The following is a 14,322-nucleotide window of genomic DNA, read 5'->3' on the forward strand; positions in this document are numbered from 1 at the left end:
TAGAAAATGATTCGGTTCTATGCCCCGGATTGGTGTTTCTTTTTATCGACTAGTTATAGGTTTTCCCTATATGTAACCATAAAATAGAAAGATTATACAGAACTGCCGTCCGGTGGTAGATTATTATCAAATATCCTATGGAGATAGTAGGAATATGAACTTTCTATTTACAAGAGAAAACAAGACAGGAGTGAAAAGATATGGGGAGAGGAATTAATACACGATGTTTACACTTAGAGGAAACAGAAGGAAAAACAGATAATTACGGAGCACTGAGCTACCCGATCTATCAGACAGCGACTTACGCCCATGCAGGTGTCGGAAAAAGCACCGGATACGATTACAGCAGACTTCAGAATCCGACGAGAGAGCAGCTTGAGAAGGTGGTTGCAAGCCTGGAGGGCGGCATCGATGCTTTCGCCCTTTCGAGCGGAATGGCGGCGATCACACTGCTTATGGAAATCTTCAAGCCGGGTGACCATATTATCGCTGAGGCAGATCTCTACGGCGGAAGTGTCCGTCTGTTCGACAATGTCTCGAAAAAGAACGGATATGAGTTTACATACTTAAACTGTTCCAGGGATGACATCGAAGGTGCCATAAAGGAGAACACGAAGGCGGTCTACATTGAAACGCCGACGAACCCGATGATGAACGTATCTGATATTTCCAAGATCGCGGAGATCGCAAAAAGACACGGACTCTACCTGATCGTCGACAACACATTCCTGTCCCCATATTTTCAGAATCCGTTAAAACTCGGCACGGATATCGTGATCCACAGCGGAACGAAGTTCCTGGGCGGACACAACGATACCTTAGCCGGATTTATCGTGACAAACAACGAAGAAGTTCAGGAAAAACTTCGGTTTATCATAAAGACGACCGGAGCCGGGCTCGCACCGTTCGACTGCTGGCTGATCTTAAGAGGCATCAAGACTCTTGGAATCCGCATGGAGCGGTCCCAGGAGAATGCCATCAAGATCGCGAACTGGCTGAAGGAACAGCCGGTTGTAAAACATGTATATTATCCGGGACTTCAGGAACACCCGGGATATGAGATCATGAAAAAGCAGGCAAGAGGATTCGGCGCAATGCTGACCTTTGATGTGGACACAGAGGCACATGCGCTGCGGATCCTCGAGAGTGTCAGAATGATCAAATTTGCGGAGAGCCTCGGCGGCGTGGAGACACTGATCACCTACCCGACGACCCAGACCCATGCGGATGTGCCGGAGGAAGTACGGCTGAAAAATGGAATCACGCCGTGCACGCTCCGGGTATCTGTGGGAATCGAGGATATCGAGGACCTTCTCGCGGAGTTAACGGAAGTATTTAAGGGATTGAAATAGGATCAGAAACGCGAAAAGAGGAGAGGATTTCGGCATGGCAGAGAGAAATTTGAATTTTGATGAGATCGCCGAGCGGCGCGGAACAGACTGCTTGAAATATGATTTTGCAAAGAGGAGAGGAAAGCCGGCGGACGTCCTCCCGCTCTGGGTGGCAGACATGGATTTCAAGACATCTTCCTACGTGGAGGATGCGCTGATCGAGCGGGCAAAACATGGAATCTTCGGTTACAGTGATACCCAGGAAGTATATTTTAACGCGGTGGCAGGATGGATGGAACGGCATCATCACTGGAAGATCAAAGAGGACTGGCTGATCAAGACTCCGGGCGTGGTATTCGCCCTGGCAATGGCGGTAAAGGCGTTCACAAAGGCCGGTGACAGCATACTGATCCAGCAGCCGGTCTACTATCCATTTTCCGAGGTGATCCGGGACAATGACCGTGTGATCGTCAGCAATGACCTGATCCTGGGGGACGATAACCGGTATCATATCGACCTGGCTGATTTTGAAAAGCAGATCGTGGAACATGATGTGAAGCTGTTCCTTCTCTGCAATCCCCACAACCCGTCAGGAAGAGTGTTTACGAAGGAAGAACTGACTGCAATGGGAGATATCTGTGTGAAGCACGGCGTCACAGTGGTCAGCGATGAGATTCACAACGATTTTGTGTTTCGGGGTGAACATACGGTGTTTGCGTCCATCAAGAAGGAGTTCGAGGACATCTGCGTGGTCTGCACGTCTCCGAGCAAAACCTTCAACCTGGCCAGCATGATGATCTCGAATATATTTGTCCCGAATAAGGAGCTGAGACAAAAATTTCAGCATCAGGTCGATGCCGCGGGAATCAGCCAGCTGGGCGTACTGGGACTTGTGGCGACACAGACGGCGTATGAGAAGGGCGATGAATGGTATGAGAACATGCTCAAATATGTCTGGGAAAATATCGCCTACGTAAAGAAATATGTGAAGGACAACATGCCGGGAGTGAACGTCATTGACGGCGAGGGAACCTACCTCTTGTGGCTGGATTTCAGAGGGACCGGAATCGATGCCGATGAGCTGGACCGGCGGATCATCTACGACGCAAAGCTGTGGCTGGACAGCGGAAAGATCTTCGGAAAGACAGGAACCGGATTCCAGAGGATCAATGTGGCGGCACCGAGGAAGACGATTGAGGAGTGTATGAAAAGAATAGAAGGAATACTGAAATAGCGCATTTTTGGTCTCATAGGAAGACCGGGATCGCAGGATATGGATTGTGACAGGATAAAAAGTCTCTGGGACAGATTGGAAAATTTTTTGATCTGTTCCGGAGACTTTTTGCAGCTTCCTGCACGATGAATGGGAAGTTACGGAATCCTTACGAAACATGTACGATTTCATTAGAATCCTCCATTAAAAAGAACCGTATGCTATAATAAAATTGGCAGAAAACATGTGAATTCCAGAAAATATGGAATGTTCAGGCAGGAGAAGGATAGAAAGAAATTGGAAATGTAACAGGATGAAAAAAGTGTGAGTGGTAACAGATTTTCAGTGAGGAGGAATGCGGAATGAAGAGAGTGCTGATCGGTGGCTTTTTATCTTTGATCGGAAGTATCTGGGCGATGGCGGTGCTGTTTGTTGCGGGAAGTAATCTGACGTCCGGATGGACAACTCCACCGGGGAGATTTATGACTACGGTGGCGGAAATGGGGCTGTCGGAAGTGTTTGGCATGGCGATCCTTTTCGTTGTTCTGGGGATTGTGATCATGATGGTTGAGTTATTCCGGAGAGATAAGCAGTAGAGATGGTATTCCGTCGATGGTTATGATTTTTTGCGAGTATGTCGTTATCATGTTAATAAGGAGTGAGATTGGTATGAAAAAGAAAACGATGATCCTTTTAACTGCTGTGCTATGCGCATCAGTTGGTGCGCTGGTCATGTTTTTAAACAGACCCTATAAACCAGTATCATTTACTGTCGATGGAGATCAGTGGTCGGCGAAAACTGTTGATGGAGGTTCTCTACTGCTGGAACTTCATAATGATAACAAAAGCAGAGAATGGTCAATCGTGTCGGAACCAGAAACTTTTGTAAGCGATTATCATAACATTGCGGAAAATATTTCAGAATTTCATATAATTGCATTGGAGGATGGAAATGGTGAGATGGTATTTCAATGTGTAAAAGATGATGGCAGCGCGGACATGTATACGCTTGGACTTTCTATTTCACGTCATCAGAAAACCAATCTTCAAATTGATTCAATTACCTTCAAAATTTCCGGGTGTCTGAAACAGGGGATGGAAGAAAAATTGACAGAAACAGCGAAAGAACCGCGGAAAATCGGGAATGCGCAAGGAAATTTACAAGGAATGGCAATCTATTCTTCCTGCCCTTTTGTGCACGAAGACTCACAATGGGAACTTCAGATCTATGTGCAGGAAGATATGCTCATAGATGGAGAACTGACCATGGATGACAGCTGTCGATTTCTGATACAGGCAGTTTCCGGAGAGGATTCCTATGTATTTTTAGATGAAATGATCCAGTTAGGTATACCGGAGGCGGATATCTGGGAGGACGAACAGGAAAAAATGCATATAGTGCTTCGGGATGTACGGACTGCCAGATATAAAGTGTCTGATTTTGTTTTCAATCCGGAAGAAAAGAAATTTATCGGCAGTGATGTACTGGATGGAGAAGGAATCAATTACATTGGAACGACCGGCAAGTAAGAGAATTTACACCGGCATGATACCGCGAAAAAGATGGTATCAGAGGGAAGGCTTTACATCGTATAAAGCCGTTATGCAGCCATGACTTCCTAATCGCAGTCCATTTTTAAAGAAAAAATCTCAAATACGATTCTTGACATTTTTTGAATTCGTGCTATTATTTACGTATACCCCGTATTGGTATATGTAAATAGAAAGGAACGACAGATATGGAACAGTATACAGTGACAGGAATGAGCTGTGCTGCCTGCCAGACCCGCGTGGAGAAGGCAGTTTCAAAGGTGCCGGGCGTTACATCCTGCTCCGTGAGCCTGCTCACGAACTCCATGGGTGTTGAAGGTACAGCTTCCTCCTCAGAAATTATCGCGGCAGTTCAGGCTGCTGGTTACGGCGCGTCCGTAAAAGGAGTGGAAAAGGCAGACAGATCCGGAAACGGCACTCTCTATGATGAATCTGCCCTGGAAGACCATGAGACCCCGGTCTTAAAGAAACGACTCGTTTCTTCGATCGGTTTCCTTCTGGTTCTCATGTATTTTTCCATGGGACATATGATGTGGAACTGGCCGCTTCCGGCTTTCTTCAACGGAAATCATGTGGCGATGGGACTCTTACAACTCCTTCTTACCGTGATCATTATGGTGATCAACCAGAAATTCTTTATCAGTGGCTTTAAGGGTCTGCTCCACGGTTCTCCCAATATGGATACTCTGGTAGCACTGGGCTCCAGTGCCTCCTTTGCCTGGAGCACCTATGCCTTGTTTATGATGACAGATGCTCAGGTAAAAGGGAACGCGGATGCAGTCATGAGCTATATGCACGAGTTCTACTTTGAGTCCGCGGCGATGATCTTAACCCTTATCACCGTCGGGAAAATGCTGGAAGCGAGATCAAAGGGACGCACCACAGATGCCTTAAAAGGTTTAATGAAGCTGGCCCCGAAGACCGCTGTGATCGAAAAGGACGGCGTTGAGACTACAGTTCCGATCGCCCAGGTTAAAAAAGGCGATATTTTCGTGGTCCGTCCCGGTGAAAATATACCCGTGGATGGTATCGTCTTAGAGGGAAACAGCGCAGTAAATGAATCTGCCCTCACCGGGGAGAGCATTCCGGTGGATAAGGCGGCAGGTGATCCTGTCTCGGCTGCGACATTAAATCAGTCCGGCTTTATCCGCTGCGAGGCATCGAGAGTCGGAGAGGATACCACACTCTCCCAGATCATAAAAATGGTCAGCGATGCGGCGGCAACAAAAGCGCCCATCGCGAAGATAGCCGATAAGGTATCCGGCGTATTTGTACCTGCCGTGATCACGATCGCGATCATCACGACCATCGGCTGGCTCCTCGCAGGCGAGACCATGGCCTTCGCCTTAGCCCGAGGAATCTCCGTTCTCGTCATCAGCTGTCCGTGTGCTTTAGGACTTGCAACGCCGGTAGCCATTATGGTGGGAAACGGAATGGGAGCAAAGAACGGAATTCTCTTTAAGACAGCAGTTTCTCTGGAAGAAACGGGAAAAGTAGAGATCGTTGCCTTGGATAAGACAGGAACCATCACAAGCGGGGAACCCCGCGTGACAGATCTCGTTCCGGCAGAGGGAGTGAGCGAGTCAGAACTTCTTTCCATGGCATACGCTCTCGAGAAGAAGAGCGAGCATCCGTTGGCGAAGGCAGTCCTCTTAAAGGGTGAGGAAATGGGGCTTTCCGCAGCTGATGTGACAGATTTTGCGGCACTTCCCGGAAACGGACTTTCTGCGAAATTAAATGGAAATACGATCTACGGCGGAAACATGAAGTTTATCGGAACTCATGTGGCTGTTCCGGAAGATATGAAGAAGAAATCCGAAGCTCTCGCGGAGAGCGGAAAGACTCCGCTATTCTTTGCGGAGAATGAGAAGCTTGTGGGCATCATCGCTGTTGCGGATATGATCAAGGAAGACAGTCCACAGGCAATCCGGGAGCTCCAGAACATGGGAATCCATGTAGTCATGCTGACCGGTGATAATGAGCGCACTGCAAAGACGGTCGGAAAAGAGGCCGGCGTCGACGAGGTCATCGCCGGAGTCCTTCCGGACGGCAAGGAGAGCGTGATCCGAAAGCTGAAAGAAAAAGGCAAGGTTGCCATGGTCGGTGACGGGATCAACGATGCTCCGGCCCTCACAAGAGCCGATATGGGAATCGCCATCGGAGCCGGAACCGACGTCGCCATCGATGCAGCGGATGTGGTCCTCATGAAGAGCCGCTTATCCGATGTCCCGGCAGCGATCCGCTTAAGCCGTGCGACGCTTACGAATATCCACGAGAATCTGTTCTGGGCATTTTTCTACAATGTGATCGGGATCCCGCTTGCCATGGGACTCTGGATCCCCGTATTCGGCTGGAAACTGAATCCGATGTTTGGTGCCGCAGCCATGAGCTTATCCAGCTTCTGCGTTGTATCCAACGCCCTGCGCTTAAATTTCTTTGATATCCGGCGTTCCGACAGGGACAAAAAGATAAAAACAAAAATCCATAACAATAAAGAAAAGGAGAGTAACATGATGGAAAAGACATTAAAAGTTGAAGGTATGATGTGTCCGCACTGCGAGGCAACTGTAAAAAAAGCACTTGAGGCCATTGACGGCGTATCCGTTGCAGAGGCAGATCACGTAAAAGGAACCGCAACGGTGACACTCACAAAAGATGTTCCGACCGAAGTGCTTAAAAAAGCCATCGAGGATAAGGATTACAAGGTGATCGGTTGAGAGTTGACTGCAAAAAATGATTGAATATCAGCTGCCCCGGGATGAAAGATTCCCGGGGTGGCTTTCCTGCTATATAGGCAAATGCCTGTGAGGCAGATCAGAGAAGAAAACATGATATCGTAGGAACGTAAGATTGGGGAGGTTGTGCATGGAGAAAAAATCATGTTGCTGTGCCGGAGAAGCGGAGACAGTAAATATAAATATGGAGACAACAGGGGTAACAGGAGCAGAAGCAGCAGCAAATACGGTGACTGCCGAAACAGAAACACCGTCCGATGACGCTGTCTGTCACTGCCGCCACAAACATAGAACAGAAAAGGAAGAGAAAGATCTTCTGACCCGCTTAAACCGCATTGAGGGGCAGGTCCGTGGCATCAAAGCTATGGTTCAGGACGAACGCTACTGCCCGGATATCCTGGTTCAGGTATCTGCCGTCCAGTCTGCCTTAAACGGCTTCTGCAAAGTTCTCTTATCCAACCACATCAAAACCTGCGTGGTGGAAGATATCAAGAACGGAAACGAGGAGACCGCTGTAGCGGAACTCTGCGAGACGATCAAGAAGATGATGTAGAGATGGGAGGTAACAATGAAATTTGAAATATATAAAGTTTTACCCGGAATGTGTTATAATTACCGCAGTTGTATTGTATATAAAACATTTACTCTATCCTTATGATTTTCGTGAAAAATTCCCTTATGACGATCCGCCGCCGAAGTTTTTTGGCTCTTTCTCATTGGGGGAATTAGTACAATATATAATCCAGATATTAACGTTACCTATCATAGGATTTGCTATGATTCCTTTGCAATTTTTAGGGAAGGTAGTGGATGTAATACTGATAATTTTATTAGTTATGTGGTGGTTCATACCAACAGGACTCGCTAGAAAAATAGATGACTGGTAATGGAAAAGCGTCCCTGCTATAAAAGCAGAGGACGATTTTCTATTGCAGTAAGATATGTTTTAGAAAGAGCGAAAAACATTTGTGTAGATGGGATAAATTTTTTTCATCAGATGCGAAGGGCGCATTTTAAAAGGATTAATGGATATAATGTTAGATATAGGAAAAAGTGATCTTATATAGAACAATCGCAGGCATGGATTTTGATTTTCCAGCCTGCGATTATATCTCGTAAATCTATCCGATCGTGCGGTAAGTAAAGAATGCGAAGCCGAGGATACAGAGGGACGCGATGATCTCGCTGATGATCCGGATGATGGTATTTGGGGCGCCGTTGCCGGCGATCCGGTGGATGATCCGGATACTCACAGTGATCGCCACAAGAATGATCAGTGTGAAGTACGCAGTTCGCAACGGAATTACATTGAAAGCGCCGAGACCGGCAGCGATCAGCATGGCAATGGAAAGAAGGATTCTGATTGCTTTCATAAAAACGCCCCCTCTGGATATAAAATTACGGAAAATTTAAGTTGAACGCACATGAACTCTGATGTGTGAACACGGTCAGTACAGGCTGACAAATTCTTTTCAGGATCACAGCATATCTTCGCAGAGTGCTTCTCCCAGATGGAGATGATATTCCCGCTCGGAAAGGCTGTTATGATCCGGCGTTTAAAGAAGTGGGACCTCATGAGTGAGATAAGCAGATGCGATGAGTTCTCTTTCGGATATTATAACACTATTCTGTTTAAAAAGAAAACTTTTCTGTTAATTTCTTTTCAAAAATTTGATCCGTCAGGCATGTGTGACGGATTAAAAATGGGAAGAAGAGTAGAAAATGTAGATAATGTAGATAAAATGCAAAAAATAGAAAAAAATCAAAAAAAGCTGTTGACATTTCCGCAAATCTATATTATACTTACGTACGTAATCGAGACGAGGCGTGGCTCAGTTTGGTAGAGCGCTGCGTTCGGGACGCAGAGGTCGCAAGTTCGAATCTTGTCGCCTCGACTTACTTAAATACTAAGGCCTGTTGGTCAAGCGGTCAAGACGACGCCCTCTCACGGCGTAAACCCGGGTTCGATTCCCGGACAGGTCACTTGCTGTTGCGTTATGCAGCAGCATTTTTTAAAGGTGCTTCCGTGGCTCAGTTGGTAGAGCAACGCATTCGTAATGCGTAGGTCGCCGGTTCGAGTCCGGCCGGGAGCTTGCTGATGAAACCCTTGTGAATCAAGGGTTTTTTTGTTGTTCTGTGTGAAGATGAAAACTGTTTGGAATGGACGGCTTTTTGCGTTTTTATAAAAAGAACCCGAATCCATCTCTGGAGAAGTACCAGATAGATTCGGGTCTTTTTACTATTTTGTAAGTTTTTCCAACTCCTCATAAAATGCCGGATAAGAGATATCCACGCAGTCCGCATCAATGATCTCAGTCTCCCCGTCCGCAGCGAGGGCAGCTACGGCGAAGGTCATGGCGATGCGGTGATCCTTGTGACTGTCGACGACGGCACCGTGGAGCGGTTTTCCGCCGTGGATGATCATGCCGTCCTCAGTCTCCTCCACATCGGCGCCCATGGCGCGCAGGTTTTCGACCATGATGGCGATACGGTTGGATTCTTTGACTTTTAACTCAGCGGCATCGCGGATGACCGTGGTCCCCTCGGCGAAACATGCCATCATGGCGATGGTCGGAAGCTCGTCGATGAGAGTCGGGATGATATCGCCCTCGATGACACAGCCCCTTAAGGAACTTGTGCGGACCAGAAGGTCGGCTGTCGGCTCTGCGTTCTCGTGATCCTCGTTTAACAGGGTGAGATCAGCGCCCATAGCCTCACAGACCTTGATGAGTCCGGCTCTTGTCGGGTTGATGCCTACATTCTTAATAAGAACTTCGGAATTTGGCAGAATCAGGCCTGCTGCCACAAAATAGACGGAAGAGGAGATATCTCCCGGCACATCGATCCGGTTTCCAAAAAGCTCTGTTGCCGGCCAGATCGTAACGGTAGTTCCCTTTGATTCCAGCTCTGCGCCGAAAAACTTCAGCATCAGTTCCGTATGATTTCTGGAGACCTGTGGCTCCGTGATACTTGTGAGCCCGTCTGCGTAGAGTCCGGCCAACAGGATCGAAGATTTTACCTGGGCAGATGCGACTTTGGAAGTGTAATGGATCCCTGCAAGCGGTTTTCCGCAGATCCTGAGCGGCGCACAGTCATTTCCGCGGACACTCTTGATATCAGCTCCCATCATGGATAACGGCTCGATAATGCGCTTCATCGGACGTTTCTGGATGGATTCGTCACCTGTCAGCGTCACGTCGAAATTCTGCGGCGCGAGAATACCGGAGATGAGTCTTGTGGTGGTTCCGGAGTTGCCGCAGTCCAGGGTCTCGGCAGGGGCAGCCAGTCCGTGCATGCCCTTTCCGTGGACAGTGACAACACCATTCTTATTTTCGATATCGATTCCCATGCGGCGGAAACAGCCGATGGTGGAGAGGCAGTCAGCGCCCTCCAGAAAGTTATGGATCTCTGTAGTTCCCTTCGCAATGGATCCGAACATGACACTGCGGTGGGAGATGGACTTGTCGCCCGGGACCGTGATCTCGCCCCGGACGTGATCTGCTTTGCGTAATTTCATATAAATTTCCTCGTAGATTTATGTTTAATACGGACTGATAAAAAAGCTGGTGCATATTTTGACGCGGCAGTCTGTGTATAACAGGCAGTCATGCGGCACCGAAATATGCTGGATCATACCTGAATGAAACAGCAGGTCTTACTTTGTCAGAACATAGTTATGGCTTCTCAAAAGCTCCGCCGCCTCATTCTTCTTATCTTCCTTATAAAAAGAAATCCGGAGCGCCCCCTCACCTTCCTCACGGCTGTGATTGATACCTATATTCTTAACACTGATTCCCTTCGCGGCAAGGATCGCAGAGAGGACAGAAATAGATCCCGGCTCATCCAAAACATCCACACAGAAGGAGTAATCCCGCTCGATGGGACCCTGTCCGCGGTTCGGGAATGTGGAACGGTATTTGCCTGATTCCTCGAACATCTTGTAGATCGCGTCACCGTTATGGTTTTCCAGCGTGTCGCAAATGGATTCCAGGGAAGTGATATACCGCTTTAAGAGCACCAGAATATTTTCTGTGTTCGTCATGCAGATCTGCTCCCACATGACAGGGGAGGAGGAGGCGATACGTGTGATATCCTTAAAACCTCCCGCGGCCAGCCGCTTCATGATCTCATCCTTTGAATCGTTGTCATGGACAAGATTAACGAGGCTGGATGCCACAAGGTGCGGCAGATGGCTGATGGCCGCGACGGAAAAATCATGCTCATGGTAGTCGAGAACGATGGGAAGAGCACCGATACCCAGGGCAACCTGACGGATCCGGTCGATCTGCTCCGGTGTGGATTTTTTTGTAGGTGTAATAATGTAGTAGGCATTCTCCAGAAGATGGTCCGTAGAGCTCTCATAGCCGGTCTTTTCAGAACCCGCCATCGGATGGCCGCCGACAAACACATCCTCGTAACCCAGACGTTCCACCGCCTGATGGATGTCTGTCTTTGTGCTTCCGATATCAGTGATCAGCGCACCAGGTTTCAGAAACGGGCGTACCTTTTCGAGGTATACCGCGTTGTATTCTACAGGGGTGCAGAGAAAAATAACGTCACATGCGGAGAGTGTCTCATCGATCCCGTCAAGGATCATGTCGATGGTCCCGTCCGCTTTTGCCTGCTCAAGCTTTGAGCGGGTCCGCATGTACGCCATGATTGTAATATCTTTATTTGCACGTCGAAGGCCTCTGGCGATGGATCCGCCGATCAGACCAAGGCCGATAAAACCAAATGTAGAATCAGACATTGTACAGCTCCTCCTTTGTCCCTTCGATTTTATAACACAGGGATATGAATGTCAACAAGAAAAATCAATACTTTAAAGTGATAAATCAAACGTTGCCAGGATCTGCAAATCTGTGGGTGTGCGTCGCATGTCTGCCTACAAAACAGAGAAAAGAGAAGAAGAAAGATCTGTGTCTGCCGAAAAAATTTACAAAAATAGAATGCGGATGTCAATTTTTGATAGATTTTCGTTTGAAACACCCATATTTTCCACCACAATCGAAAAATGACAGAAAATATTTTGTGCAATTTCGATATTTAGCTTGAAAAATTCGAAAAGTTTTGGTAAAATATGACCATAGGCAATAAGCAGTATAGCCAAAACATCTGAACTCCGTAATTTGCGGAAGTCTTTTGAAAAATGGCAAAAAAACATATACGGGAGGGATTCATATGGATATTTATGGAACAAAACAGATCCGAAATGTTGTACTTTTAGGCCACGGCGGCGCCGGTAAGACGACGGTAGCCGAGGCACTGGCTTATCTGACCGGCGTTACAAAGAGAATGGGCAAAGTTGCTGACGGCAATACGATCAGTGACTACGACAAAGAAGAGATTAAGAGACAGTTCTCGATCTCCACTACGATGGTTCCGATCGAGTACGAAGGTGCCGAGGGAAAGATCAAGATCAACCTTCTTGACACTCCGGGCTATTTCGACTTCGTAGGCGAGGTGGAAGAGGCAGTCAGCGCCGCTGACGCAGCGATCATCGTCGTAAACTGTAAGGCAGGAATTGAAGTTGGTACAGAAAAAGCATGGGATCTGTGTGAAGAATATAAACTCCCGAGAATCATATTTGTAACAAACATGGATGATGACCACGCGTCCTTCCGTGAACTGATCTTAAAACTTGAGAAGAAGTTCGGAAGAAAGATCGCTCCGTTCCAGGTACCGATCCGTGAGAACGAGAAGTTCGTCGGCTTCGTAAACGCAGTTAAGATGCAGGGCCGCCGCTTCACAAACCTGTCCGACTATGAGGACTGCGAGATCCCGGAGTACACAAAGAAGAACCTCGGAATTATCCGCGACGCCCTGATCGAAGCTGTTGCCGAGACAAGCGAAGAGTACATGGAGCGTTACTTCTCCGGCGAAGAGTTTACACAGGATGAGATTTACACCGCAGTACAGACCCACGTATGCGACGGTTCTATTGTTCCGGTCATGATGGGTTCCGGCATCAATTGCCAGGGCTTCAACGCATTATTAAATGCTATCGACCGCTACTTCCCGTCACCGGATAAGGGCGAGTGTGTCGGCGTTGACGTATCAAATGGCGAGCACTTTACCGCAAAATACAACGATGAGGTTTCCCTCTCCGCAAGAGTATTCAAGACCATCGTTGACCCGTTTATCGGAAAATATTCCTTGATGAAGGTCTGCACCGGCACATTAAAACCGGACAGCACTCTCTACAATGTAAATAAGGACGCAGAAGAGAAGATCGCGAAAGTCTATGTATTAAGAGGTAAGGACGTGATCGAGGTTCCGGAGCTGAAGGCCGGCGATATCGGTGCCGTCGCGAAGCTCTCCGTGACACAGACAGGCGATACGATCGCTTTAAGATCTGCTCCGATCGTATACCACAAACCGAAGATCTCCACCCCGTATACATATATGCGCTTTGCCGCAAAGACAAAGGGCGACGAGGACAAGATCTCCAGCGCACTCGCAAGAATGATGGAAGAGGACCTGACACTCCGCGTTGTGAACGATACCGAGAACCGCCAGAGCTTACTCTACGGAATCGGCGATCAGCAGCTTGAAGTTACCGTCAGCAAGCTTCTCGGCCGTTATAAAGTCGATGTGGAACTCTCCAAACCGAAATTCGCGTTCCGCGAGACGATCCGCAAGAAAGTGGAGGCTCCTGGCCGTTATAAGAAACAGTCCGGTGGACATGGACAGTTTGGTGACGTTAAGATGTCCTTCGAGCCGTCCGGCGATCTCGAGACACCTTATATCTTTGAAGAAAAAGTATTCGGCGGCGCAGTTCCGAAGAACTACTTCCCGGCAGTTGAAAAGGGCGTACAGGAATGCTGTACAAAGGGTCCGTTAGCCGGTTATCCGGTAGTCGGCATCAAGGCAACGCTCCTCGATGGCTCCTACCATCCGGTTGACTCCTCCGAGATGGCCTTCAAGATGGCTGCAACCCTGGCCTTCAAGAAGGGCTTTATGGATGCTAACCCGGTTCTCTTAGAGCCGATTGCTTCCGTAAAAGTCGTTGTTCCGGATAAGTTTACCGGAGATGTTATGGGTGACTTAAACAGAAGAAGAGGACGTGTTCTCGGAATGAATTCTCTCCATGGTGGAAAGCAGGAGATCGTTGCTGATGTTCCGATGTCCGAGATGTTCGGCTACAACACAGACCTCCGCTCCATGACCGGCGGTATCGGCGTATTCTCCTACGAATTCAGCCGCTATGAGCAGGCTCCTGGCGATGTTCAGAAGAAGGAAGTGGAAGCGAGAACGGCAGGCGGAGAAGTAGAGGCGTAAGCTTTGAAGATCCTCGTGAAAACTGAATAAAAGATGACTGCAGGGATCAGCTGTATGGCTGGTCCCTGTTTTTGCCGAAATTCTGCCATAGTTTTCCTCTGACTTCCATCTGGACAGAAAGAGAGAAAAATGGTATAGTTATAAACTGGTAAGCTTTAAATCAGCCGGATAAAAAACAAACTGCAAATCGGATAAAATTTTGCTCTATGAC

General features: G+C 47.9%; 11 protein-coding genes and 3 tRNA genes. 11 read left to right on the forward strand and 3 right to left on the reverse strand.

The features are described from left to right. Positions 1 to 200 precede the first annotated feature (200 nt). From DW677_RS02225 to DW677_RS02255, 7 genes are all read left to right on the forward strand, one after another. Positions 201 to 1,352 (forward strand): PLP-dependent aspartate aminotransferase family protein, encoded by a 1,152-nt coding sequence (locus tag DW677_RS02225; RefSeq protein ID WP_117566408.1) that lies wholly within the window; start codon positions 201 to 203, stop codon positions 1,350 to 1,352. Positions 1,353 to 1,386: 34 nt separating this feature from the next. Further along, entirely contained in the window at positions 1,387 to 2,565 is a 1,179-nt protein-coding gene (locus DW677_RS02230) for a MalY/PatB family protein (protein ID WP_117566409.1), read from the forward strand. Between the two features lie 341 nt (positions 2,566 to 2,906). Then, positions 2,907 to 3,140 (forward strand): hypothetical protein, encoded by a 234-nt coding sequence (locus DW677_RS02235; RefSeq protein ID WP_015554280.1) that lies wholly within the window; start codon positions 2,907 to 2,909, stop codon positions 3,138 to 3,140. Between the two features lie 73 nt (positions 3,141 to 3,213). Next, on the forward strand, positions 3,214 to 4,074 hold the full coding sequence (locus tag DW677_RS02240) for a hypothetical protein (protein WP_117566410.1): 861 nt from the start codon (positions 3,214 to 3,216) through the stop codon (positions 4,072 to 4,074). 209 nt (positions 4,075 to 4,283) lie between these two features. After that, positions 4,284 to 6,812 (forward strand): heavy metal translocating P-type ATPase, encoded by a 2,529-nt coding sequence (locus tag DW677_RS02245; protein WP_117566411.1) that lies wholly within the window; start codon positions 4,284 to 4,286, stop codon positions 6,810 to 6,812. Positions 6,813 to 7,059: 247 nt separating this feature from the next. After that, a complete protein-coding gene (locus tag DW677_RS02250; RefSeq protein WP_117471811.1) occupies positions 7,060 to 7,383 on the forward strand; it encodes a metal-sensing transcriptional repressor in 324 nt (107 codons plus the stop codon). 22 nt (positions 7,384 to 7,405) lie between these two features. Next, the gene (locus tag DW677_RS02255) at positions 7,406 to 7,717 is read left to right on the forward strand and encodes a hypothetical protein (protein ID WP_117471749.1); all 312 of its coding nucleotides are present in this window, start codon (positions 7,406 to 7,408) and stop codon (positions 7,715 to 7,717) included. Positions 7,718 to 7,951: 234 nt separating this feature from the next. Here DW677_RS02255 and DW677_RS02260 read toward each other — a convergent pair whose 3' ends face one another. Beyond that, positions 7,952 to 8,203 (reverse strand): hypothetical protein, encoded by a 252-nt coding sequence (locus tag DW677_RS02260; protein ID WP_015554284.1) that lies wholly within the window; start codon positions 8,201 to 8,203, stop codon positions 7,952 to 7,954. Positions 8,204 to 8,651: 448 nt separating this feature from the next. Here DW677_RS02260 and DW677_RS02270 point away from each other — a divergent pair. From DW677_RS02270 to DW677_RS02280, 3 genes are all read left to right on the forward strand, one after another. Continuing rightward, positions 8,652 to 8,725 (forward strand) — tRNA-Pro (locus tag DW677_RS02270). Positions 8,726 to 8,741: 16 nt separating this feature from the next. Beyond that, positions 8,742 to 8,813, forward strand: a tRNA-Glu gene (locus DW677_RS02275). Between the two features lie 37 nt (positions 8,814 to 8,850). Next, positions 8,851 to 8,923: transfer RNA gene (locus DW677_RS02280), tRNA-Thr, on the forward strand. A gap of 146 nt (positions 8,924 to 9,069) precedes the next feature. On the opposite strand, the gene aroA is transcribed toward DW677_RS02280, so the two are convergent. Beyond that, on the reverse strand, positions 9,070 to 10,347 hold the full coding sequence (gene aroA / locus DW677_RS02285) for a 3-phosphoshikimate 1-carboxyvinyltransferase (RefSeq protein WP_117469470.1): 1,278 nt from the start codon (positions 10,345 to 10,347) through the stop codon (positions 9,070 to 9,072). Positions 10,348 to 10,485: 138 nt separating this feature from the next. Continuing rightward, on the reverse strand, positions 10,486 to 11,613 hold the full coding sequence (locus DW677_RS02290) for a prephenate dehydrogenase (protein WP_278286564.1): 1,128 nt from the start codon (positions 11,611 to 11,613) through the stop codon (positions 10,486 to 10,488). A gap of 398 nt (positions 11,614 to 12,011) precedes the next feature. Between DW677_RS02290 and DW677_RS02295 the strand changes: the two genes are divergently transcribed. Beyond that, a complete protein-coding gene (locus DW677_RS02295; RefSeq protein ID WP_117469472.1) occupies positions 12,012 to 14,111 on the forward strand; it encodes an elongation factor G in 2,100 nt (699 codons plus the stop codon). Positions 14,112 to 14,322 lie beyond the last annotated feature (211 nt).

It is taken from the genome of Clostridium sp. AM25-23AC, assembly GCF_003435125.1.
GTDB lineage: Bacteria > Bacillota > Clostridia > Lachnospirales > Lachnospiraceae > Pilosibacter > Pilosibacter fragilis.